A 25,102-nucleotide genomic window follows, 5' to 3' on the forward strand; every position below is an offset into this window, starting at 1 on the left:
TAATTTGGCTAACGTAAGTGCTTCAATGAACGAACAGGTGCTTACTCTTCATATTTATAAATTCAATTACTATATATCTTTCAATGAAAATACAAATCATCAACAGCAAAGGGCACTGGTTTAATGGCTGGTTTTTGAACGCGAATTCTTTACAAACAGCCGTAGATACTTTGAGTAAAGCAGGTATTAGAATTGCAGTAGAAGAGGTAGAAAATGTAACTCAATTAGAACAGGTATTGAAAAATATTCCTCCCGATACTTTAGTTTGGGGTAATGCTTACTATGTAAATGCATCAGAAGGGCAAGTAGTGTGGCTCAATGACTATTTACAAGCAAGAGGTTTACCTTTTCTGGGAGCTGGTGCTACTACTTTAAAGCAGGTATTGAAAAAGGATGTGTGTCAGACTATTTTAGCAAAAGAAGGGTTGCCTGTACCCCCCTACTTGGTCATTGCCCAAGAGAAAAAGTCCTTTGTAGAACAGGTGATTCGAGATGTTGACATTGATTTTCCATGGGTACTCAAACCTACCTCCGAATCAGGTAGTGTAGGGGTGACAATGGCATACAATTTAGATGAAGCGGCGCAAAAAGCAAGACAAATTTTGCAAGACTACCCCCTTAGCAAGGTAATAGTGGAAGCATTTTTACCTGGTAAGGAAATTACGTGTGGTTTTTTGCAGTTAGCAGATGAAATGCTACTCCTGCCTACTTACTATGAGTTAGCACTTATCTTAGACCGCGACACACGTTTACAAGCGTGGGATAGTGGAGGTAAAGAGCAATTGATTTTAACGGATGACACAATACGGGCACAACTAAAAGGTCAAATGCCCAGACTAGTCGAAGCACTGGATATACAAGATATAAGTCGGGTAGATGGCCGGATAGATAGCCAAGGAATGATGCGTTATTTTGATATAAATGGTTTGCCTGGTTTATCGTTTCCACGCAGCATTACTGTCAAACAATGCTGTGCTTGTTTTCCAATGTATGCTCCACAAGAAGTGTACGAAGCATTACTCAATACCATTGTCCATAATGCATTACTGCGTTACAATATGGAGGTTCCATTACATTTACAAAAACACAATTTGTTTACATTGAAAAGTAATATAGTTATCAAAAATAAAGTACCTAGCAGAAGCAATATATTGAGTTTTTAGCTTTGTATTTACTTTATTAGGAATGGTGTAAAAATAAATTTCTATAGTAACGCTAAAATATTTTGTTGCTAGACGCGGCACGGCAATATCCAATGGATATTGAGCGAGCTTGAGGGATGGTCGGCTAATAGCAGCGCTATTCGGCTATTTTTTAACAAAGTATAGCCTCAAAAGATGAGATTAAGAATGCGTATTTATTTTGGTACCATTCCTTAGAGTTTAAGATGAAAAAATGAGAAAACTTCAAGTTAATTAATCGTATCATGTCTCCTGAAATAATTGAAATACCCGAACGAACACTTGTAGGAATACATACAGAAATGTCGCTAACAGACAACAAAACACGACTACTTTGGCAACAGTTTATGCCACGACGTCACGAAATACAGCATAGGGTAGGGCAAAGTTTTTATTCTATGCAAGTATATGCACCAGGGTTTTCTATGCAAAACTTTACTCCACACACTGTGTTTACCAAATGGGCAGCGATAGAAGTAAGTAACTTTGAAAACATACCCAAAGGCATGCACGCATTTACTTTGCCTGAAGGCAAATACGCTGTTTTTATTCATAAAGGACCTGCCAGTGCTTTTAAGCCTACTTTTGATTATATTTTTAGCGAGTGGTTGCCCAAATCTGCGTATATGCTTGATCAACGTCCTCATTTTGAGCTATTGCCCGAAGGCTACATACCCACTGACCCCAACGCAGAAGAAGAGGTATGGATACCGATAAAATAACCCATTAGAACATAAAGGAATATTTTGTAAGCCCCAGGTTGGAAAAAAAACTCAGCCTGGGTCAAAAAAAACGATTTGTATAAATGAATAGGCTTATTTTGGGTGTTTGGTAGTGTTGAGCACTTGTACATCAGATACAAAACATGCCCCCGAAAAATAGTGCAGTACCTCATCTAAATACTCTAATACTTTAGTGGCTTGTGCTGCTGTACAAACGGTAAAAATGTAGGTGTTCTCAAATACTTTAGCCTTACAATTATGGTCTAGTACCCCATTGGCACCTTTGCCCGAAATGTTGCCTACCACAGTATACCCTGGCACACCTATTTCTTCTAACTGATAAATGACGTTGTCTAATTTGACCGCTTCGATTAGAATTTCTATTTTTTTTCTTTGTTCAAACTTCATCGTATTTGATTTTTAAATGATGTGTATTAAATAAAAATATAGTGGGATGCCCACTATCACATTGAATGGAAACACGATACCCAATGACACTGGGATGGTAAAAGCCGGATTAGATTCTGGGATTGCCAGGCGCATAGCAGCAGGTACAGCTATATAAGATGCACTGGCCACCAATATAGTAAACAGAAGGGCGTCGCCTTCGCTAAGAAATAGCAGATGGTTGGACACAAAAACAGCTATTGTAGCATTGAACACTGGCAGTAGTATGCTGAACCCAATGAGAAAGCCTGCCGAACCTTTGAGTGATTTTAGGCGACTGGCAGCTACAATGCCATTGTCAAGTAAGTAAAAAGTCAGGATGCCTTTAAAAATTGCATCGAAAGGTTTAAAAGCTTTCCAGCCTGCATCTCCGGTAATAATGCCAATGATAAGTGCGCCTACCAATAATAGCACTGAACCATTGAAAAAAGCATCATTCAATATTTTACCCCATTTTGGACGTTGGTATACGCCCTTGTTGTTGCCGTTGAGAGTAGCTTCTTTGCTTTTGAATACTTGAAACAGAATGACACCAATAATAATGGCAGGTGATTCCATCAACGCCATGCCTGCAACCATATAACCTCCATACGAAATTTTTGCTGACTCTAAAAAAGCAATCCCTGTAATAAAAGTAACGGCACTGATAGAACCAAAAGTAGCCGCAATAGCAGCAGCGTTGGCAGTATCAAACTTGCGTTTGAGAATAAAAAAAGCATACAAGGGCACAATAGAAGCCATCAAAAAGCAGGTACCTAAAATTCCGACTATATTCCACGAAAAACCATTGTGGTGGAGTTCATATCCTCCGTGAAACCCTATGTCGAGTAATAAATAAAGAGAGAAAAACTTAGAAAGCGCTTTAGGTATTTCAAGGTCAGATTTTACCCAAACTGCTACCATTCCTAAAAAAAAGAAAAGCACAGGTGGCGATAATATATTGGCAATGGCTAAATGAATGTCCATGATTTTTTTCAGTTTAAGTGTGAAAGTTTATCAGTAGGCTGGTTGGGGTAATGTTTGCCTGAATCCAGCAAGATAAGGTGGTGGTACAGACAAGCGCCTGTACAAAAAGATAGATAAATGCTCAATTGATAGGAGCATTCGTGAGGAGCAATAATTAGTTAGTTACAATGGATTTTGAGGGAGCAATATCGTAGAAATAAGGCGATTTTTTGACCTTTTTTATAGTGGTGATAGGCATTTTGTCCTGTGTTGAGCGCGCAAAAAGGAACAGGGATGGACTGGCTGTCTGGCAAACAATATGTACTTATAAAGTCATCATTATTACCTCCTCCACTGTGTTTCTTTGTGTCCCCTTCTTTAATTATTTTGTTGCCTTTCTGACGCTTTTCTTCCAGTTCTCTTTCCTCAATGTTATCTAAAGTCTCTGACCAGAGGCAAGGGGCGCTATTCAGAATAGGAAATAAGGTGAAAATGAGCCCTAGTATGCATGATATGTACATTTTATGGGACATGAGTGCGTAATTTTGAGCCACACACAAAAGATAAAATCATAGTTGACAACCTTATATGTGGCTATAATTGTAGTACCAGTATACCTACACTCGTGCGTATAGATACAGAGTACTGTAAATAAAAAAAGAAAAATACAAAGGTTTGGGGTAGGCCCGGTACCAGGCTATGAAACAGAGGAAGAGTTAGCAATGTACCTTAAAAGAACAGTACAATAAGAACAGAGAAAGGGAAGGGGAGTGTTGAGCAATGGTGGTGCAAGCAGGGAGTTTGCAGGTGTTGAGCCTTGGTATACCAATCTGAAGAGTAGGTTCAAAAAATATAGCAGAGTGATTATCACCAGAGCCAGCCCCTAAAGTTTTAACTTGAGCCTTATTGTGTGCAAGTTGTTCTTTTAGCTTTTCTTCCAGCTCACGTTTTACAATATTGTCTGTGTCTTTTGGCAGCAATGGGTGCAACTCGCTGAATAAAGAGGCAGTGATGAGTATAAACCCAAAAAGTGACAATATGTGTCTTTTCCTAAGCATTAATACAAAGGAACAAGTTTTAATGAGCAACTAAAAGTAGATTAGTCACGGTATTTTGTGATTATAGCTTGCTATAAATGTGACTTAAATCACATTTTGTTTTTAAGCATACAAAGCAAATATGCTTGTCAATATATGGTGAGTGGCCAGAGAAAATCGCGAGATGATAAAGTAAAGTGGAGGTGGCTAAAAAATAAAATGCCTTGGTGTTTTTTGAAAAATACAAAAAAGGGCAATCACTTAGGGAGCAATTAAAAAAGGCTCTTATTAAGCATCTTGCGGATACATTTTAGGAGTGTACGAAGTTTTTAAAATCTCTGATATACAGGTATTTATGTATAAATTAAAGTGATAAGTGTAGGGGCAATCCCTTGCTGTAATGCAATGGAAGTTCGCGATTAATCGGAATGGTTGCCCTAGTGAAGAGCAAACATGGTTATACAATAACCCCTCAGCCCAATTCTTTATAAGAGCCTTGAACTTTTATTTAGACTTGCCCCAGTCTCTTTGTTCATTGATAGCTTCTTTGGCACGAAAAGCTTTTTCTAAATCTACTTCAAAGTGATTGGCAAGGTCAAATATGTACCCCAAGACATCAGCAAATTCTTCTTCTAATGCTTGTTTTGTAGAGGAGGGTTTTTGGTGTGCTTTGGCTTCTTCCTGATACAAACCACGTTGGTTACGAATGGCTTTGGCAAGCTCGCCTACTTCTTCTGAAAAAAGCAGGAATGTTTCTAGTGGATTATTTTTGTTCCAACCGCGTTCTGTACATACTGCATCCATGTATTGTTGCAAATCGGCCAGGGTTGGTTTGTCTTTCAGGTGAGCCATAGTTTTTAGTAAGTATCTAATAAGTGAGGTAAAAAGGCTAAAGCTAAAAATGATGCTACTAAACATAATAGAGCATCATTTTTTATATTTTCGGTTTGGCTACGCCTCTACACCTTGTTGAACGTCTTCGATAGACTCAACCAAAACAACTACTTTGTTGTTGAGTACTTCTACTACACCACCGTCAATGCTAAAGTTTTGGTCTTTACCACCTGCTTTCAAACGCATGTGACCTTTTTTTAGCAAACTGATCATGGCTGCGTGTTGGTCTAGTACTTCAAACTCTCCACTATTTCCTGGAAAAGTAATAGCTTGTGCTTCTCCTTCAAAAGCAGTTTTGTCAGGAGTGATGATTTTTACTTGCATAATTTGACTTTTTTAGAATAAAGGGAGGTGAGACTCCTGGTGATCAAATGTGCTTTGAAAAATAATGAAGGGTGCTCATACAAGCACCCTTGTAATATGAATATAAGAATGATTATGAACGCTCGGCGGCTTCTTTAAGCATTTGTTCGCCCGCTTCAATGGCTTCTTCGATAGTACCTTTCAAGTTGAACGCAGGTTCTGGGTACTTCAACAAAGAATCATCATCAAGTAACCTCTTAAATCCGTTGATAGTATCTTTAATGTCTACCAATGCACCAGTCAAGCCGGTAAATTGCTCGGCAACGTGGAAAGGCTGAGACAAGAAACGTTGGATACGACGAGCCTTGTTTACTACCTTACGGTCATCGTCAGAAAGTTCGTCCAAACCAAGAATCGCAATGATATCCTGAAGTTCGTTGTAACGTTGTAGAGTTTCTTTTACTCGCTGAGCAATGTTGTAGTGCTCTTCACCCAAAATGTCAGCAGTTAAGATACGGGAAGTAGAATCCAATGGGTCTACCGCAGGGTAAATACCCAAAGAAGCTAATTTACGAGAAAGTACCGTAGTTGCATCCAAGTGAGCAAATGTAGTTGCAGGAGCAGGGTCAGTCAAGTCATCCGCAGGTACATAAATCGCCTGTACAGAAGTAATAGAACCACGTTTGGTAGAAGTAATACGTTCCTGCATTGCTCCCATCTCAGTGGCAAGTGTTGGTTGGTAACCTACCGCAGAAGGCATACGACCTAAAAGAGCCGATACCTCAGAACCAGCCTGAGTAAAGCGGAAAATGTTATCAATAAAGAAAAGAATGTCGTTTCCTTTGCCTGTACCATCACCATCACGGAAGTACTCAGCAATACTCAACCCTGAAAGTGCCACACGAGCACGCGCCCCGGGAGGTTCGTTCATTTGACCAAACACGAAAGTTGCTTTTGATTCTTTCAACTTCTCGCGGTCAATTTTGTCTAAAGGCCAACCACCTTCGTGCAATGCCTTTTCAAATTCTTCGCCGTAGTTTACAATTCCTGATTCGATCATTTCACGAAGCAAATCGTTCCCTTCACGAGTACGCTCACCTACACCAGCAAATACAGAAACTCCTGCATAAGCTTTTGCAATGTTGTTGATCAATTCCTGAATTAATACGGTTTTACCTACACCAGCACCACCAAACAAACCAATTTTACCTCCTTTGGCATAAGGTTCGAGTAAGTCAATTACTTTAATACCTGTAAAAAGTACCTCAGTTTCAGTAGTCAACTGATCAAATGGAGGAGCAGAACGGTGGATAGACACGCGACGATCAGTTTTGGGGTTTTCAATACCGTCAATGGCTTCACCTACCACATTAAACAATCTGCCTTTGATTCCATCGCCAGTAGGCATAGAAATAGGACCTTCTTTGTCAGTTACATCCATTCCTCTTTGTAAGCCCTCAGTACCTTCCATCGCAATGGTACGGACGGTGTCTTCACCAAGGTGTTGCTGACATTCCAAAATCACTACCTGTCCATTTTCTTTGGTTACTTCAAGGGCATTCAATATTTTAGGTAGATGACTCTTTTCATCTGTAAAACTAACGTCTACTACGGGACCGATTACTTGCGTAATTTTACCAACGTTTGCCATTGATTTTTATTTATAAGGTTAAAATTACAATCTAACTAAAAGTTTGAGATAATATATATAGACACAAAACTAATGGATAAAGCTAGTTTTACCAATAGCTATCGGCTTTGTTATATTAATTCAGCCGCAAACTTATAAAAAATAACGTTTCTAAGGTAGATTTTTTGAGCAAATTACCTGCAATACCGTCATTATTATAAAAAAATCTTTAGAAGTGCATACTATCCTACTTGCTTCACCCGTTGCAACACCCTGTTTTGAGCGAATGAGCCTTGGTTTTTGACCTAAAAAAGAGTTTGGGCTAAAAATCAACAACTTGACCTTTCATTAGTTAATTTGTATGATGCCTTGATTGCTTCACAATAAAATTGAAAATTGCGGACATTATTTCTCATCACCCACAATACTATTATATACACCAATGACTAAACTACTCGCTTTTTTAAGCATTGCACTGTTTATGTTCACTGCTTGTAATGTGACCAAATCTGACCAACAAACCCAAAATGATACTACATCGGTAGATAGAATAAGTAAAGTGTTTGATTTGCAAGGACACCGGGGTGCTCGTGGGTTTTACCCCGAAAACACGCTCCCTGCATTTTTAGAAGCAGTAAACCGTGGAGTGCGCACTATAGAATTAGACGTAGTAGTAAGCGCCGATAGTCAGTTGGTAGTATCACACGAGCCTTTTTTAAATCACACCATCTGTTTAGATACTGCGGGCAAAGCTATAGCTGAAGCAGATGAAAAGAAATGGAACATTTACCAAATGACTATGGCACAGGTACGTAAGTGTGATTGTGGTAGTTTGGGCAACCCTAACTTTAAAGAGCAGAAGAAACGCAAAGTATCTAAACCCGCCTTGTCAATTGCTATTCGGGCTATAGAGGCCTACGTACATAGCCGTGGGATACGTAATGTATATTATAATATAGAAACCAAGTCACGCCCCGAATGGGATAGCACCTATCACCCTGTCCCCACAGTGTTTGCCCGTTTGTTGTTCAAAGAGTTGAGTAAATTGAACGTTTTACACCGTACCTTTATTCAATCATTTGATGTGCGTACCCTGCAGGCGTTTAAAAAATTGAACCCTCAATCAAAGCTGGTACTATTGGTAAGTAATAAGTTAAGCTTTGAAGAAAACCTGCAAAAGTTAGGGTTTGCACCAGCAGTGTATAGCCCCCATTATCAATTGGTCACTCCTCAACTAATTGCTCAAGCACACACCCGGCAAATTCAGGTAATTCCCTGGACTGTGAATACCCAAGAAGCCGCAGATACACTTAAAAAAATGGGAGTGGACGGTTTGATCACCGACTATCCGGGGCAAATCAAATAAGCAGATAATTTCCTTCAACAAGCTCTTCTCTATTAAGAAAGACATCACATCACTGTAGTTTTTATAAACACTTGTGGCAGTATTCTGTATTGAAACAGCAAGCACCCCAAGAGGTCATTAACAAACATATACACCCGAAAAAGGGGATGTTTACTTGAATTTTGATAAATTTAGGTAAATACAGACGTATGTACCAAGACAAAATTAAATATACCTAATATGCAAGTATAACTGTCATATTATGAGAGAGTTATCTTTGCTTGTAGCTTATAGCTGATTGCTTGCTGCTACTTAGGGGCAAAACATCTATATTTAAGCCATCATTATACGAACTATTCGTTTTAATAAGTTCATTGTAGGTTGCTTTATCAGGAGAGGCAACACTATTTGGCAGGTATTGGTTTATGCTCTGATTATTGCCTGTATGCAATAAGTGCAATTTCGATAAGAATTATAAAACTATGAGACTTCTGTTTACTATCACCCTTGCCTTTATGTTTGGTTATGGCAACTCGCAAGCCCAAAACACAAAAACAGATAGTTTGGAAAATCTATTGTCTATTACCACCGACACTGTTCAGCAAATCGCTATTTTAGACGCGCTTACCTGGGAGTTTCGTAATTCAGACCTGAAAAAATCGTTAGACTATGGTTTACGTAATATAGCTTTGATTCAGCAGTCCAGGTACCCCGAAAAGCTGCCAGATACCTATGGTTATGTAGGCATTATTTACCGCAACCTGGGCGATTACTCGCAGTCAATGGCATACCACTATAAAGCACTAAAACTGGCAAAACGTTATAAGATAGTGAGTCGGGAAGCTTATTCTTATAACAATATAGGAGACGTACTTCAGCGGCAAAACCATTTTTCGGATGCAATTACTAACATACAAAAGGCCATTGATTTATTTACCCAGCTCAACCATAAAAAAGGGCAAGCCTATGGATACTTAAGGTTGGGCGAAGTTTTTCAAAAGCAAAAACGCTATCGAGAAGCTTTGGAGGTTTTTTTTAAGGTGCTTGAGATTAAAAGTCAACCCAATGCAGACGTGAGTACTGTGTTGCAACGCATAGGCAACATCTATAGCAAGCAAGGTAAATATAAGGAAGCTATACTGTATTTAAATAAAGCACTCAAACAGGATATAATGACGCAGGATATTCTAGGCGTGTGCAATGTACAGAATGACATGTCTGCCATTTATTTACAGCAAAACGACACTCAAAAAGTGATCAGGCAAGCCACCAAAACCTGGCAAAAAGCCTCTGAAGCAATGGCAAAGCCTATTATGTATCGAACCGCTCGCCTGTTGCAACAAGCCTACGAAAAGCAAAATAACTATGTCAAAGCTTACTACTATCAAAAGCAGTATATCAAGACGCTCGAAGATTTTTTGAATGAACAAAGAGGTACCCAATTGGATGCCCTCAAGTTTAGCCATCAATTAGAAAAACAACAGGTAGAGCTTGACCTAAAAGACAAAGACATACAATTGCTACAGCAGGCACAAAAAGAGTATCGTTTGCGGCAAAGTTTGGTGTATGCCTTGTTTGCGGCTATAGTGCTCCTGGCTGGTTTGATCACTGCTTTGGTCAGGGGTAACCTTCGTAAGAAAAAAGCCAATCGTTTATTGCAAAATAGAAATCAGGAGATTGCGGAGAAAAACCATGAGATTGTTGTGCAAAATCGAGAGTTACATATTCAGCAAGAGGAAATACAGGCACAACACAACGCTATAGAGCTGCGAAACCGACACATTACCCAAAGTATTCAGGCCGCCAAAACTATTCAGGAAGCCATCTTGCCCCAACAAGTGCGTATCAAGCAAATGTTTTCCCAGTACTTTGTGATTTACCGCCCCCGCGATGTGGTATCGGGCGATTTTTATTGGGCAGGCAAGGTAGGCAATACCCGTATTTTGGGTGCCATTGATTGTACTGGACACGGGGTGCCTGGGGCTTTTATGAGTTTGATTGGTTTTGCTTTGCTGAATGAAATTATCAATACCAAGAAAATAACCAACCCCGCAGAAATACTCACTATGCTCAGGCTTGAGGTGAAGCAAGCTTTAAAACAAGACGAAACTCTCAACCGGGATGGAATGGATGCTGGGCTAATAGCTGTAGAAGATCAAGATGATGGCAAGGTAAAGGTAGATTTTGCTGGTGCCAAGCGCCCCTTGTGGTATATTACTAAAGGGAGTGAAGGTGTGCAAGTAGTAGAGGGGAGCAGGGTGTCGATAGGGCTTACTTATAAGAATAAAAGAGCCATTGAAAATAACACTTATATATTAGATAAGGGTACTTTACTTTATTTAAGTTCCGATGGTTTTGTTGACCAAAACAAGGTAACCCGTGATAAATTTGGAGTGAAAAGGCTTACCGAATTGATTTATACCTTAAGTAATAAAGATTTATCTGAGCAAAAACAAGTATTGGATGAGGTGTTAGATGAGTTTATGACAGGTACCGAGCAACGCGATGATATTTTGCTAATGGGAGTAAAGTTGTGACTGTTCGGGGCAGTTCAGGAGGCGAAAGTTAGAGGATTGAGGGTATTTTAGGATTGTTTTTTGTTGAATTGTGTGGGCATATATGCCAAGTGTTTGGTTTACTTTTAGTAAATTAAAGAATTAATGTGTAGATAGGTTGATGTGGTGAATTAGTAATATAGCTCCTAAGTAGGAATGACATTACCTGAGCACAAATTGCTTCAAAAGCATTTTATTTATGCTATAAGTACAAGTTAAACAAGAACGATACAACTATGAGACTCCTGTTTACTGTCATTTTTATCCTTATGTTTGGTTATGACAACCTGCAAGCCCAAAGCGCAAAAACAGATAGTTTGGAAAAACTATTGCCTCTCACCACTGATACTTCGCAACAAATAGCCATTTTGAGCAAACTTACCTGGCAATTTCGTTACTCTAACCTGAAAAAAGCCCTTCACTATGGTTTACGCAACATAGCTTTAATCCAGCAATCTACATACAAAGAAGAATTGCCTCAAGCAAATGGTTACGTGGGGGTGATCTACCGCAATTTGGGAGATTATTCTCAGGCAATAACCTATCATTATAAAGCACTAAAATTGGCAAAAAAGCATCAGGTACTCATTCAAGAAGCTTATTCTTATAATAACATTGGGGATATACTTCAACGGCAAAATCATTTCTCTGATGCAACAACGAATATAAAACGAGCGATTGACCTGTTTGTCCGCCTCAAAAACAAAAAAGGGGAGGCTTATGGGTACCTAAGGTTGGGAGAGGTATTGCAAAAGCAACAACGTTATCAGGAGGCTTTAAAGGCTTTTTTGAAAGCGCTCACCATCAGAAAAAAGATGGATGTCAAACAGGCTGACTTGAGTGCGCCATTGCATCGTATTGGAGTATTGTATAGTGTGCAAGGCAAGTATAAAGAAGCCATGTTGTATTTGAGCAAGGTGTTGAGGCAGTATGAGACTAAAAATGATATTTTGGGTATTTGCAGCTTACAAAATGATATATCAGCCATTTATTTGCAGCAAAATAATACGAAAGAGGTGATCAGTCAGGCAACCAAAACCTGGAAAAAAGCCTCAGAAGTAACGGCAAAACCAATTATGTATCGAAGTGCTCGCCTCTTGCAAAAAGCTTATGAGAAGCAACAAAACTATACTAAGGCCTATTATTATCAACAGCTATATATTAATACCTTGGAAGGTTTCTTAAATGAGCAGAGAGGCAATCAACTAGATGCACTTAAGTACAGTCATCAATTGGATAAACAACAGGTAGCACTAGATCTAAAAGACAAAGATATTCAATTATTGCAGCAGGCACAAAAAGAGCATCGATTAAGGCGGGGGCTGGTGTATGCACTGTTGATAGGTATATTTTTGTTGGCTTGCCTGATTACAGTACTTTTTAGAGGTAATCTTCGTAAGAAAAAAGCCAACCATCTGCTGCAAAACAGGAACCAGGAAATTGCAGAGAAGAGCCGGGAAATCATTGTACAAAATCAAGAACTACAGGCTCAACAAGAAGAAATACGTGTCCAGCATGATACCATAGAACGTCGAAATCACCACATCACCCAAAGCATCAAAGCTGCCAAAACCATTCAGGAAGCCATTTTGCCTCAGGAAGCACGCATCAAGCAAATGTTTGAACAGTATTTTGTGCTTTATCGTCCACGCGACGTGGTTTCAGGTGATTTTTATTGGGCGGGGCGGGTAGATAACACCCGCATTTTGGGTGCCATTGATTGTACTGGACACGGGGTGCCTGGGGCTTTTATGAGTATGATTGGATTTGCGTTGTTGAATGAAATCATCAATACAAAAAAGATCACCCATCCAGGACAGGTACTAACTTACTTGAGGCAGGAAGTAAAAAAAGCTTTGCGACAAGAAGAAACCCACAACAAAGACGGAATGGACGCTGGAATAATAGCTGTAGAAGATCAGCCTGATGGCAAGGTAAAGCTAGAGTTTTCTGGTGCCAAGCGCCCTTTGTGGTATATTACTAAAGAGAGTGACAGTGTAGAAATAATAGATGGCAGTAGGGTATCAATAGGGCAGGCTTATATGGACAAAAGAGTGATTGAAAACCGCACTTATATATTTGACAAAGGTACCTTACTTTATTTGAGCTCCGATGGTTTTGCTGACCAAAACAATGTAGATCGTCGCAAGTTTGGAGTGAAAAGACTCACCGAATTGATTTATTCCATAAGTAATAAAGATTTATCTGAGCAAAAACAAGCATTGGATAAGGCGTTAGATGATTTTATGACAGGCACCGAACAACGCGATGATATTTTGCTGATGGGAGTGAGGTTATAATATGTTTTGAGCATTTTGTACATAACGGACAAGTGCTTTTTTATGATCAAAATAAGTAATTAAATAAGGGTTTTGGGAGCGTTTTTTGCTCAAATCAGCGGATTAAATTGTGTGAAAAAGCACTATATGCTATACTTACAGAAGATATGAGCAAAGGCAAGCAAGCCATACTGGTCAATTATTGAAAAATAATTTTGTAATATACCTTGCTGACTCTCAGTAGGTTTGGCTTACCTGTAAAGCTAAAATAATGGGTTGTTTACCTATTGTATACCCTCATTTCTTGACTTTTTGCTATAAAATGAGCGAAATTTAAGCAAAGCTACATCAAAAGGAAATTGAAATATTCTTTCAATCGATGATGACACAATATATAAAAATAAAGACAATCTTTACCTAACCCAAAGGTTGTTAAATAATTTGATAACTAACTACCAAGGTGTGTACTTGTTATACACTATACAGCTATTATTACCCATTTATTATGAGAGTCCAGCTTATTATTATCTTAACCCTGACCCTAACTACTGTTTGTAACGTAGAGGCGCGAAGCCTCAGCACTGATAGTTTAGAAAAACTGTTGCCTACTACTCAAAAAGCCTCCCATCGAATAGATATTTTAAGTAAGCTTACCTGGCAACTTCGTAATTCAGACTTAAAAAAAGCCCTGAGTTATGGTTTACAACACATCGCCTTGATTCGCAAGTCGGGGAATCCACAGGCGTTGGCGCAAGCAAATAACTATGTTGGAATTATTTATCGTAATTTGGGAGACTACTCTCAGGCAATGCGTTATCATTATAAAGCGCTCACCCTTGCCCAACAACACCAGGTAATCGACCAAAAAGCATATTGTTATAATAATATTGGCGACTTATTAGGGAGACAGGGTAACTTGTTGGATGCCCGGAAAAATATACAACGAGCGATCGACCTGTTTGTCCAACTTAAAAATGACCGGGGAGAAGCCTATGGCTACTTGAGGCTTGGCGAAGTGCTACAGCAACAAGGGAAGTATGACGAAGCATTGGCTGCTTTTTTTAAAGCCTTTGATCTTAGAAAAAAAATGAAAGCAGCAAAAGCTGATCTAAGTGCCCCACTGCAACGGATTGGCGTATTGTATGGAGTTCAACATAAATACAAAGAAGCAATGCTGTATTTAGGCAAGGCACTCAGGCAGGACGTGGTCAATAAGGACATACGTGGAATGTGTAGTGTACAAAACGACATGTCTGCCATTTATTTACAACAAAACAAGATTCAGGAAGCAATCAGGCAGGCAACTGATACCTGGCAACACGCCTCAGAAATAATGGCAAAGCCTATCATGTATCGTACTGCCCGCTTGTTGCAGCAAGCCTACGAAAAACAAAAAAATTATGTCAAGGCTTACTACTATCAGCAACAATACGTGAGTACGCTCGAAGATTTTTTGAATGAACAAAGAGGAAACCAGTTGGATGCGTTGAGGTATAGTCATCAATTAGAAAAACAGCAAGTAGAGCTTGACCTAAAAGACAAAGACATACAATTGCTGCAGCAGGCACAAAAAGAGCACCGCTTAAGGCAAAGTTTGGTGTATGCCTTGTTTGCGGCTATAGTACTACTGGCTGGTTTGATTACAGCCTTAGTGAGAGGTAACCTTCGTAAGAAAAAAGCCAACCACCTGTTACAAAACAGAAATCAGGAAATTGCAGAGAAGAATTACGAGATTGTTGTGCAAAATAAAGAATTACACGCTCAACAAGAAGAGATACGGGCGCAACATGATTCTATAGAGCTACAAAACCGACACATTACCCAAAGTATTCAAGCTGCCAAAACTATTCAAGAGGCAATCCTTCCTCAGGAAGAACGCATCAAGCAAATGTTTGAGCAATACTTTGTGATTTACCGTCCCCGCGATGTAGTGTCGGGCGATTTTTATTGGGCAGGCAAGGTAGACAATACCCGTATTTTGGGTGCTGTTGATTGTACCGGGCATGGAGTGCCAGGGGCGTTTATGAGTATGATTGGGTTTGCTTTGTTGAACGAAATTATAAAAACTAAAAAAATAACCGACCCTGGAGAAGTGCTCACCAGGCTAAGGCATGAAGTAAAAAAAGCATTGAGTCAGGAAGAGACTCGCAATAAGGATGGAATGGATGCTGGGTTGATAGCAGTAGAAGAGCAGTCTGACGGCAAAGTAAAAGTAGCCTTTGCTGGTGCCAAGCGCCCATTATGGTATATGACCAAAGATTGCACAAGTCTACAGGTAGTAGAGGGTAGCAGAGTTTCAATAGGGCTTACCTATCAAGACAATAGAGTTATTGAAACAAAAACGTATTTGTTTGACAAAGGAACCCAACTTTATTTGAGTTCTGATGGTTTTGCCGACCAAAACAATGTAGCCCGCCGGAAATTTGGCACCAAACGATTGCTTGAGTTAATCTATATGATTGGCAAGCATCCTTTGTACAAGCAGCAAAAAGTCTTGAACAATGATTTGGATGAGTTTATGAGAGACACCGAACAACGTGATGATATTTTGCTAATGGGAGTAAAGTTGTAGCGGCATTTAATCAAGTCAAAAAATGCAAAGCATTATAATGATAGTATAATTTAGCGAAAACATAGCAAGGATTACTTCTTGAGAACTGTTATAATTCGGGAAAAACATTACATTTGCACTCGAAAACAAAAACCAAGGTTAATCTATTGAAAAAAGTTGTTTCCATATTTCTCATTTTTCTGGTGCTTTTGCAACCCATGAGCAAGCTATGGATTGTTATATCTTTTAAAATTAACCAGGATTTTATAGCCAAAGTATTATGCATTAATCGTAGCGAGCCCAAGTCTGCTTGTGCTGGTCGATGTCATCTGGAGCGTGAACTAAAAGACGCTACAGAAAAAGAGCAAAAACAGATTCCTTTGTCAATTGTAGACAAAAGCGAAACATTTGTTTGCACCGCCCAGCGACTTTCGGTAAAACGCTCATTGATTTGTGCCCTCCCTGCTCGCCAGAGCATTTATCTGCAGCCTGCCCACCAAGGGTTTATTGCAGATATTTTCCACCCCCCGCAATTCATTGCTTAATCTTTTATTTCCCTATTCCCTGTTTTTCAAGTTTTTATTTAAAAAGCAAGGGAGAGGTATGCCTTTTAAGTAAAACTACAAAAATAACCTAATCCACTGAATTTCGTCTCTGACCGTTGTACTTCTTCAAAAAATAGTTCCGTAGCTAAGGCTACGCAAAGATTTTTTTCATCGTCCAACAAACAGATACTGCCTTCTTTTGGATTACTTTATTTTTTCCATTTTACTAAACAACCACTATGTTACTTTTTTTATCAAAAATGAGGGCAACTTACCATGACAAGGTTCATTAAAAAAATAGTGAACAAAACCGTCTTGTATTGCCTGCACTTAAAAAAGAATAAGCAATGAAATCATTGAATATATTAATCATAAGTATTTTATCTATAGCATTATTTGCTGCCTGCAAAAAAGAAGACGCTGCTACTCCTGCCAGCGAAACAGGACAAATGATTCTTCAATTTGACAACAAAGTAGGTTCAGAAGAATTGAATTTGACCGAGAGTGGTGGAACCGTATACCCTTACAAAACTGCCAGTGGGCAAACCTTCAATATTACCAAAATGGGGTATTACATCAGCAAAATTAAACTAGAGACTGAAGACGGAACGGTACACGAAGATGAAGTGAATGTAAGCGCCAATGCTGCCGAAGTAAAAGGGTACTACCACGTACTGGAAAGCAACTCTTCGTCTCAATTGATTACCCTTAAAAATATTCCTGCCGGAAAGTATACCAAGGTTACTTTTACGATTGGAGTAGATGAGGATGGTGTGCAGGAAGGTGCCGCTGGTGGAGTGTTAGACCCGGCAGAAGGCGCTTGGTTTTGGAACTGGAACGCGGGCTATATTGGATTTGCTATAGAAGGCGCTTCGCCTAATTCAAGCCAAAAAGAAGTAGTAGGAGAAGGGTGGAAAATACACGAAAAATCGTTTGCCTTGCACGTAGGTGGATGGAAAGACGTGGCGCCTGCCAGTGGACAAACGCAAAAGTTTGTAAACAATGTAAAAACGTTGACACTAGCCTTGGACTCTCCTATAACTGTTTCTGAAAAGCTTCAGCCAAAAGCACATATTGTAGTAGATGCATTGAAAGTATTGGATGGGGTAAATATTGATTTTGCCACCTCTTATGCCATCCATGCCCCAGCATTGGGCAAGCCCTTGGCAGAGCAATTATCTAATGCTTTTATACTTCATCATGTACACCAGTAAAATGCCATTGAATTATAAATTATACCAAGCATACCCTACCTTGTGTTGGGTATGCATTTTTGTATTGTTGGTGGGGTGCCAAAAACAACGCGAAGCCCCTGACAATACCTATGTATTTGTAAAACCTGCAAACTTTCCCGAACCTACCTATACTTTTAAGAACAACCCCGTGACTAAAGAAGGTTTTTTGTTAGGGCGCAGGCTGTTTTTTGACCCGTTACTGTCTAAAGACGGAAGTGTATCGTGCAACAACTGCCATATTCAGTCTACCGCCTTTGCCGATGCCCAACAGCATCCGCTAAGCATTGGGGTAGAAAACAGGGTAGGGATTCGAAATGCACCTGCGTTGGCAAATTTGGCGTTTATGCCTGAGTTTTTTTGGGATGGAGGAGTTACTCATTTAGATTTTGTCCCTATCAATGCCATAGAAGCAGCCTTTGAAATGGATGAAACGATAGAGAATGTGGTAAAAAAACTGAATGAAAGTACAGTATACCCTGCTTTGTTTAAAAAAGCTTTTGGGGTAGACAAAGTTACGTCTCCTTATATGTTGCAGGCGTTGTCGCAGTTTATGACAATGATGGTGTCGGCCAATTCCCGTTATGATAAATACCAACGGGGCGAAGGGGAGCAGTTGAGCGATGACGAACAAGCAGGGTTGACTTTGTTTCAAGCCAAGTGTGGCAGTTGCCATACTGGGGCATTATTTACTGACTTCAGTTATAGAAATAATGGCATTAGTACCACCTTTAGCGACGAAGGCAGGGCGCGCATTTCTGAAGCAACCGAAGACATTGGTAAATTTAGAGTCCCTAGCTTAAGAAATGTGGCATTAACGGCACCGTACATGCACAACGCAAAGTTTAGAACTTTGGAAGAAGTATTGAAACATTATGCCGAAGGGGTACAACCTTCTGCAACACTTGATGCTTCGTTACAGCGTAATGGGCGGTTGGGTATTGCTTTGACAAGCGAAGAGCAACGAAAAATTATCGTTTTTCTACGCACACTTACTGACAATGATTTTCGTTCAGACGAGCGGTTTCAAAATAGAAATGAAGAATGAAAAAGATAGTTTTAATTATAATACTTGCCAGTTTTGCCTTGTCAAGTCAAGCATGTGATGTATGTGGCTGTAGGTTAGGAGGTGTATACTTTGGTATTTTGCCTATGCACACCACCCATTTTATAGGCTTGCGTTACAGCCAGGCAGCTTTTAAGGCTTCGGTTACTTATGGTAACAATCAGTACATTGCCAATGAATCTTCAGAAGACATTTATCGTCGGGTAGACCTTATGGGAAGATATAGCATATCGCGCCGCCTTCAGGTAAACTTTATTGTGCCTTACCTGATGAACGACATGAACGGTAGCCATCAACAGGTACAAAGTGCCGGAATGGGCGACCCTATGGTGTTGTTGTACTATAACTTGTTTAACACTGCCAACAGTGGCGTATCTTTTTGGCAACACTCTTTATCGTTGGGTGGAGGATTGAAAATGCCGGTAGGCGAATACCAAAAATTAGACGATGGATTAATTATTAACCCAAACTTTCAGCTAGGATCAGGTAGCCTTGATTACTTACTGTCAATGAATTATACATTGCGTTACAAGAAAACAGGGGTAAATATCGAGTCGGGGTACAAAATGAATACAAAAAATAGCGAAGGTTACCGTTTTGGCAATCAGTTCAATACCAGCGCGTATGTATTCCAATGGCTTGAAACCCCACAAGTGGCCTTTTTGCCTTTTGCGGGTGTTTATTATGAGCAAGCCGAAAAGCATACCAATGAAACCATTGAACAACTTAATACTGGAGGCAGCTCACTGTTTGGTACCGTAGGTTTGCAGGTGTTTCGCAATAACCTAAGTGTAAACTTTATGTATCAAATGCCTTGGGTGCAAAACTTCAACACCGATCAGTTATCCAATATTTCGGCGCAAAACCGTTTCAGTGTAGGTTTGTTGTACAATTTTTCGCTGAAAAAGCGCAAGAAGAAAACGCCAAAAAAATAAATACTAAAAAGCACCTGACTAAAAGAGAGCACTTGAGCAATTGCTTCATTTGTATCTTTAGTGAGGTGTTTTTTCAATGACAGTATTCAGGAAGTACTAGGGGATTTACATAAACAAAATTTGAAATTTACCTAACGCTTTACCGAAGAAAATGGATAGTTTGTCGAGTATTATGAACAGTTTAAAGTGAAAGGAGGTAGTTATAAGTAACATTACTAAGATCCTTAACTTTACACATTATGGACAGTTTAATAATAAAATCGGGCAAAGATACTCCCTTTGTGTGTTTTGACACAAACAACAATATTTTTGAGATTTCAGGGGAGTCTTACAGCGTGTTACCCAACGAGTTTTATGAACCCGTTTTACAGTGGTTGCGCAATTACCTTCCTACAAACCGTCTCCCTATTACCTTAAATATTCAGTTCAGCTACTTCAATACTTCTACTTATTCTCCGTTGTGCGAGCTACTCACCATTCTGGAGCGGTACCAGTCAAGCATAGGAGTAGAGGTTACCATCAACTGGTTTGCCAGCCAAGACGACAGCGAAATGATCAGCGATGCCCATTTTTTGAAATCTAGTTTTTGCAACCTCTATTTTAAAGTGCTACCAATACAAGCCGCTGCTTAATAATTGACAACGCCTTACTTTTGTACTTAAACAAAAATGGTTTTGAGGATGGATTTTGACTAATTGCCTGAATACCAACATTAATCAACCGAAGCTACAGCTTTGCTGTGCTGAGCTCTGCTTCAGTTAATCCTGTAAATCCTAAAACCGAGTCTATTTATAAATCCCGACTCATCGGGGCAGCTTGCTGTGACGAGCTCACCGCAGGTAATCACTTTCATCTTAGTATATTTATTCTTCAACTCCCCTTACTCGCAAGTTAAAGCCTCCTTATTTTGTGATCAGTAACAAGTTACTGGTGGAGTCCACTTTGCATTTTTTGCTTGCGTTGCCATTGTTTCCAGCCAAAAAACACTCCCAATATACCCAATAGCCACCATAGTTCAGGCTCCGACATTGCCTGTAGCTCTTCACCAGCATCAAGCAGATGATTACCCTTCAGAATTTGCTCTTGTTTAGCCTTAAGAGCTGCCTTTTGAGCTTCATTTTCCACTGCAATAAACGAAGTAACCGGAGTCATCAGATGCGCTTGAAAACTTCCCTTAATGATGTTATTTCTATGAACGAATGCCTTATACTGTGGACGATCGTTGGGGTATAGCAGGTAATATTGCCAAAAACTCCATAACTCAGCTCCATTGTTCCAGGCATTTTTGCTTATTTGGGGTACACCCTTTACTTTTTTTTGCAAGGCATAAAAAGAGGCCTGGTCATTGTCAGCTACCAAAAGCTTTCCCGCTAGGGTGTTAATTTCCCGCATCTTTTTGTTCGCTGGTATGGCAACGTTGGCTTTTACCTTCTTTAAGGGAGCGTGTAGCAGTGAATAACTGCTCAGGGTGTGGTCTGGTTTGAGCGCATAAAAATATTGACTTCCCTGCAACTGGTTGGTAAAATCAGCCATTGCGTGCTCAAATATGGCTTTATCGAGATGGTCAGATACCACTACTACTACTGGATAAGTGTCTTTGGGCGCGGGCTGTACAAACAAACGCTTGAACATGCTCTCTATAAAAAAGCCCCCTTGTGCTGGAAAATTACGCAATTGTTGTTCCCACTTACTTTGCTTGTTCAGCGCAACACTTTTGTAAGCAAAGTTACCAAAAGTGATTTTTGCCCCTTTTTTATACTGCGGATGTTTTTTGAGGTATTCCCGAATACGTTGCACATACATGGCCTTTTTATTGGCAGCTTGGTGGCTCAAATCTACCACAAAGTGCAAGTAAGGCTTTAGTACCTTTGCAGGAGCTTGTTGTTTGGTTAGTGCCGAAATGTAAACGCCTTGGTGAGTAGATATTGCCTGGGTAAGTTTTTTTTGTTGGCTGCTATCTCCCAGCGTAAGGGTATGTTTGCCAATGGTTAATTGTACTGGTTCTTTATGAACAAACTCGATCCCGGTTTTGCGGGTTTGCTCAGGAGCAAAAGGAAAAACCTTAAAGCTCACTTGGTTGCCCTCAGTATAATGCAATAGCCCAGGGTCACGTCTACGACTCACAATATTGTTGTATACCCACATTGCCGCCTTTTTTTCGGCAAGTATTCCATATTCTTTGCGCCCTTCCATCATCAGGTAATAGTTGCTGATCCAGGTACCCGCAGGCAGGGTAAACTTTGTTCTATACTCTTGTTGACGCTTGGTGGCGTTTTGAATATCTAAATGTACCCAAGTGCGCCAATATTGATGCGTAGCATCAAAGCTTGACTTTACCTGTACCGAATCTATGGTTACTTGGTCGCTATGTGAAGGACCCACTACAAAACGGCGACTACGTGTAGGGTAACTTTGTTTGACATTGTTACCCAAAAATATTTTATGCAGCGCACGTATTTTTTTATTGCTCAGCGTGAGGTTGTCCAGCACTATGTATTTATAAAAAGTGCTCAAATAAGGCTTTTGTTTGGCATCGAAGCCAAAACCAAAACCATTTTGACTAGTCCTCCCCTTGTTTTTGTACACACTTTCCAATACCCGTTTTATTCTGTTTGGGTTGATATTCGTCAGTTGGTGGGCGCTTTCGCTAATATTGGGAGCATACACCAGTGCCAGTGCTTCGTGCAACTGTTTCCTGTCTTGGCGATAGCTTTGGGTTACCCACAAGGGTAATACTGTCAGCCCACCGAGCAAACAAACAATCACTATAGCAGGAGAAAACCTTGCCGATAGGTGAATAAAACTCAAGCGAAGTGTATTGGCCTGAAGAATGGTGATGAGCACTGGAGTAAGCATTAAAAAACCAGCCCCTATAATAATGATGGCGATGATAGAAAAAGGCAACAAAGGCAAAAACACCCAAAAGAAATAGAGGATATAGCTAAAAGTAATGCTACGGGCAGTAAATAATGCCAGGCGAATGACATCATTACCAATCTTTTTTTCCGGGATTAACATCAGCAAGCCATTGGCCATCGCCAATCCATAAAAAACGGGTTCCGCAAAATTTCCAAATATCATTCCCAGGTCTTGGTTAAGGTACAAACCTGCCACCGGAAAGATGACAAACACCGGTATTTGCCAAAGCAGTTGATATTGACCACTTAAGAAGCTTCTTCGGGTAATACTTACGCTATAAATCCCCCTAATCAAAAAGAAAAAGAACACCACAGTGCTACAGGCAAAAATCAATAGCGTGATATGCTGAAACAAAGGTTTGTTGATGCCCCCTTGGTTAATAGCAGGCAAAACAATGGTAAATAGCAAGTACCAACTGACCGGAATAGCCACGACCAACCCAAAGTTCCACCAGTTGGGATGTTGGGTATTGCCGGGTGTAAAAAACACCACTAGCCTAAGCACACTATGAAAAATGGCGGGCATCAGAAAAGTCAGGACATACAGTGGTAAATCACTGGTGCTCAACATCCAGCCGGGTACATTGTCTGGAATAATTTTGTGTTGATCGGTTAAAAAGAAATAAAGGATAGGCACATAAAAGCTCAACGCAATGAAGCTAAAGTACGCGTTGATATTTTTTTTGCGAATGGTTGCCCAAATACTGTATAAGGTAGCCAATGCCCAAGTACTACCCAAGATTAGCCCGTAGGCTTTCCAGTAATACAGGTTTTGGGGTGAAAGTAAGCTCTTGATGATATTAAAACTGCTGCTATACAACCCAAACAGAATCAGCTGGGGTAGGGTAACAGTAAGTAAAATCCAGTAAGGTTTGATAAGGTTTTTCATAGAGTAACATTGTTTGGTAAGCCAGAAGATGTAAGCGATTGTCTGTTTTTATAAATTGTAAAGCAATAGTGCAACAAGAGGTAATATATCAGCAAAAATGCCAGGTATACTATAGCACCCTCTATAGCATGCAAGCGGTTAGCCGGAAGTATGGCAGTGTAGGCGTCTTTCAATAACAAAGCATTGACAATGCGAAAGGCATTGACTGCCACAGTAAGCAGGTAAGCAATGACCAAAAACACTGGCAGCGAAAGCCATTGCCAGTGGCTGCCCTTTATTTTTGGCGTAAACCCAAAAACCGAAGTGCAAAACGCAATAATGAGAAAGTTAACCCCCGCACAACTCTTGGCAATGACAAACTGATGTGCCTGATTGATGTAACCCTGGCTGGCATCATAGCTAAACTCTAGACCTGTGAAGCTGTGAACGGCCACTTTAGTGGGGGCAAGTATCCAGTATAAATCAGTAACTTCGGCAGTTTGGTAAAACTTTTTGAGCGTAAATGCCACTAGCCCCATCACTCCAAGTATAAGCCCATTTTTGATTTTCTTGCCCATTTTATAAAGTACTTTGAAATGCAAAGTAAATAGATATGCCTGAATAACGCAACTAAAGCCCAAAAAGTTGTGAAATTAAATGACTTGAGTGGAAATAATCAGAGAGAGGCGAAACCAATTATTGAGTGGTAGTTTGGTAACTGGTTGAAGTATACAACATTGCCTAAAGTTGGGCAACTAAAGAGTAGTATAGTACTTATTTTATTCTTTGACAAACACACGATCTTTGCCCAAAAACTCAGGCGATTGTATCGAAAGCACCTGTAAAGGTTTTCGAGAAGTTACTGTGACAGCGTGTACACTGCCTTCGGGTATGGCTATCCAATCGCCTTTTTTAACTTCAAAGGTTTTATTATTCAACTGCATCGTAGCTTTTCCGGCAAGAATGTACACCTGCTCGGTGTGTTTTAGGTGTTTATGGGCTTTTACGCCTTTTTTTATCCAAATAACAAAGCTTGAGGTATGTTTATTGGAATAAATTTTTTGCACCTTTACATTTTCATAAGCTCCTGTGGGCTTAAGTTTGGCAAGCTGCACCAGGTTTTGGCTATAGCCCAATTGGGCAAAGCAAAGGGTTGTAAATAAGAGTAACTTTAGCTTCATTAAGATGATTTGTCGTGTATTATTTTATTGAGCTTGGCCTCCGCTTTGGTGTTCAGATGTTCCTCCATGCTTCCGGGAGCCTTGTGCAGGACTACACGCTGTGGCACAACTTGCTATTGCCTTAGTAGTATTTAGAGTCCAATTGGTTTGTATCTTGTCATTACCAACAGTGGCTTGGTCTACTATTTGGGTAATTAATGTACGCTCTGTGATAGAGTTGGTCTCTAAACGCGTGGTACCTTCAGGTAGTTTTTCATTGTCAAGCAAAGTGACACCAAAGCGGTTGAGTGCGCGGTGTTTTTCGAGTATTTGTTTGATTTCGACAAAACAGGCTTCGTCTTCAGTGGTCAGTAGTTGGTTAGGTGCAAGCTCTGAGGCAATGCCGTATTCAAAATTGAGAGTAGTAGTATTTATCTCCATATTTTCAAGTGTTTATATTGACAATATAAGGCTATTAATAAAATTAGA

General features: G+C 39.9%; 20 protein-coding genes. 11 read left to right on the plus strand and 9 right to left on the minus strand.

Annotated features, from left to right (window positions below; translation table 11 throughout):
- Positions 1-83 precede the first annotated feature (83 nt).
- Together Q0954_RS05610 and Q0954_RS05615 are read left to right on the plus strand one after the other, a co-directional pair.
- Positions 84-1,163, plus strand: coding sequence for a hypothetical protein (locus Q0954_RS05610; protein WP_299454746.1), 1,080 nt, complete (start codon positions 84-86; stop codon positions 1,161-1,163).
- A 263-nt stretch (positions 1,164-1,426) separates the two neighbouring features.
- Complete coding sequence (locus Q0954_RS05615) at positions 1,427-1,903, plus strand: GyrI-like domain-containing protein (protein ID WP_299454747.1); 477 nt, start codon at positions 1,427-1,429, stop codon at positions 1,901-1,903.
- Positions 1,904-1,996: 93 nt separating this feature from the next.
- Here Q0954_RS05615 and Q0954_RS05620 read toward each other — a convergent pair whose 3' ends face one another.
- From Q0954_RS05620 to atpD, 5 genes are all read right to left on the minus strand, one after another.
- The gene (locus tag Q0954_RS05620; RefSeq protein ID WP_299454749.1) at positions 1,997-2,311 is read right to left on the minus strand and encodes a P-II family nitrogen regulator; all 315 of its coding nucleotides are present in this window, start codon (positions 2,309-2,311) and stop codon (positions 1,997-1,999) included.
- Between the two features lie 12 nt (positions 2,312-2,323).
- The gene (locus Q0954_RS05625) at positions 2,324-3,316 is read right to left on the minus strand and encodes a sodium-dependent bicarbonate transport family permease (RefSeq protein ID WP_299454750.1); all 993 of its coding nucleotides are present in this window, start codon (positions 3,314-3,316) and stop codon (positions 2,324-2,326) included.
- A 1,520-nt stretch (positions 3,317-4,836) separates the two neighbouring features.
- Positions 4,837-5,184 (minus strand): MazG nucleotide pyrophosphohydrolase domain-containing protein, encoded by a 348-nt coding sequence (locus tag Q0954_RS05630; protein ID WP_299454752.1) that lies wholly within the window; start codon positions 5,182-5,184, stop codon positions 4,837-4,839.
- A gap of 99 nt (positions 5,185-5,283) precedes the next feature.
- Entirely contained in the window at positions 5,284-5,550 is a 267-nt protein-coding gene (gene atpC / locus Q0954_RS05635; protein WP_299454754.1) for an ATP synthase F1 subunit epsilon, read from the minus strand.
- A 112-nt stretch (positions 5,551-5,662) separates the two neighbouring features.
- A complete protein-coding gene (gene atpD / locus Q0954_RS05640; protein WP_299454757.1) occupies positions 5,663-7,180 on the minus strand; it encodes a F0F1 ATP synthase subunit beta in 1,518 nt (505 codons plus the stop codon).
- Between the two features lie 421 nt (positions 7,181-7,601).
- Here atpD and Q0954_RS05645 point away from each other — a divergent pair, with 421 nt between their 5' ends.
- The 9 genes from Q0954_RS05645 (at position 7,602) to Q0954_RS05685 (ending at position 20,299) form a co-directional block, all read left to right on the plus strand.
- On the plus strand, positions 7,602-8,525 hold the full coding sequence (locus Q0954_RS05645) for a glycerophosphodiester phosphodiesterase family protein (RefSeq protein WP_299454760.1): 924 nt from the start codon (positions 7,602-7,604) through the stop codon (positions 8,523-8,525).
- A gap of 461 nt (positions 8,526-8,986) precedes the next feature.
- A complete protein-coding gene (locus tag Q0954_RS05650) occupies positions 8,987-11,041 on the plus strand; it encodes a tetratricopeptide repeat protein (protein WP_299454763.1) in 2,055 nt (684 codons plus the stop codon).
- A gap of 254 nt (positions 11,042-11,295) precedes the next feature.
- Positions 11,296-13,359 carry a tetratricopeptide repeat protein gene (locus tag Q0954_RS05655; RefSeq protein ID WP_299454766.1) on the plus strand — a complete coding sequence of 688 codons (2,064 nt, stop codon included), beginning with the start codon at positions 11,296-11,298 and terminating at the stop codon, positions 13,357-13,359.
- Positions 13,360-13,843: 484 nt separating this feature from the next.
- Positions 13,844-15,910, plus strand: a complete 2,067-nt coding sequence (locus Q0954_RS05660) for a tetratricopeptide repeat protein (RefSeq protein WP_299454768.1) — start codon at positions 13,844-13,846, stop codon at positions 15,908-15,910.
- A 197-nt stretch (positions 15,911-16,107) separates the two neighbouring features.
- On the plus strand, positions 16,108-16,434 hold the full coding sequence (locus Q0954_RS05665; RefSeq protein ID WP_299454771.1) for a hypothetical protein: 327 nt from the start codon (positions 16,108-16,110) through the stop codon (positions 16,432-16,434).
- Between the two features lie 347 nt (positions 16,435-16,781).
- The gene (locus Q0954_RS05670) at positions 16,782-17,648 is read left to right on the plus strand and encodes an MbnP family protein (protein ID WP_299454774.1); all 867 of its coding nucleotides are present in this window, start codon (positions 16,782-16,784) and stop codon (positions 17,646-17,648) included.
- A 1-nt stretch (position 17,649) separates the two neighbouring features.
- Positions 17,650-18,714 carry a cytochrome c peroxidase gene (locus Q0954_RS05675; protein WP_299454777.1) on the plus strand — a complete coding sequence of 355 codons (1,065 nt, stop codon included), beginning with the start codon at positions 17,650-17,652 and terminating at the stop codon, positions 18,712-18,714.
- On the plus strand, positions 18,711-19,667 hold the full coding sequence (locus tag Q0954_RS05680; protein ID WP_299454780.1) for a hypothetical protein: 957 nt from the start codon (positions 18,711-18,713) through the stop codon (positions 19,665-19,667). The genes Q0954_RS05675 and Q0954_RS05680 overlap by 4 nt, the downstream gene beginning before the upstream one ends.
- A 239-nt stretch (positions 19,668-19,906) precedes the next feature.
- On the plus strand, positions 19,907-20,299 hold the full coding sequence (locus Q0954_RS05685; RefSeq protein WP_299454782.1) for a DUF1987 domain-containing protein: 393 nt from the start codon (positions 19,907-19,909) through the stop codon (positions 20,297-20,299).
- A gap of 292 nt (positions 20,300-20,591) precedes the next feature.
- On the opposite strand, the gene Q0954_RS05690 is transcribed toward Q0954_RS05685, so the two are convergent.
- The 4 genes from Q0954_RS05690 to Q0954_RS05705 all read right to left on the minus strand — a co-directional run bounded on the left by Q0954_RS05690 (position 20,592) and on the right by Q0954_RS05705 (position 25,054).
- A complete protein-coding gene (locus Q0954_RS05690) occupies positions 20,592-23,474 on the minus strand; it encodes an MSEP-CTERM sorting domain-containing protein (protein WP_299454784.1) in 2,883 nt (960 codons plus the stop codon).
- The gene (gene xrtK / locus Q0954_RS05695; RefSeq protein WP_299454786.1) at positions 23,471-24,031 is read right to left on the minus strand and encodes an exosortase K; all 561 of its coding nucleotides are present in this window, start codon (positions 24,029-24,031) and stop codon (positions 23,471-23,473) included. Before xrtK ends, Q0954_RS05690 begins: the two co-directional genes overlap by 4 nt.
- A gap of 201 nt (positions 24,032-24,232) precedes the next feature.
- The gene (locus Q0954_RS05700; RefSeq protein ID WP_299454788.1) at positions 24,233-24,634 is read right to left on the minus strand and encodes a cupin domain-containing protein; all 402 of its coding nucleotides are present in this window, start codon (positions 24,632-24,634) and stop codon (positions 24,233-24,235) included.
- Between the two features lie 24 nt (positions 24,635-24,658).
- Entirely contained in the window at positions 24,659-25,054 is a 396-nt protein-coding gene (locus Q0954_RS05705) for a hypothetical protein (protein WP_299454791.1), read from the minus strand.
- Between the last annotated feature and the right edge of the window lie 48 nt (positions 25,055-25,102).

The sequence above is a fragment of the uncultured Microscilla sp. genome, assembly GCF_947493425.1.
Lineage (GTDB): Bacteria > Bacteroidota > Bacteroidia > Cytophagales > Microscillaceae > Microscilla.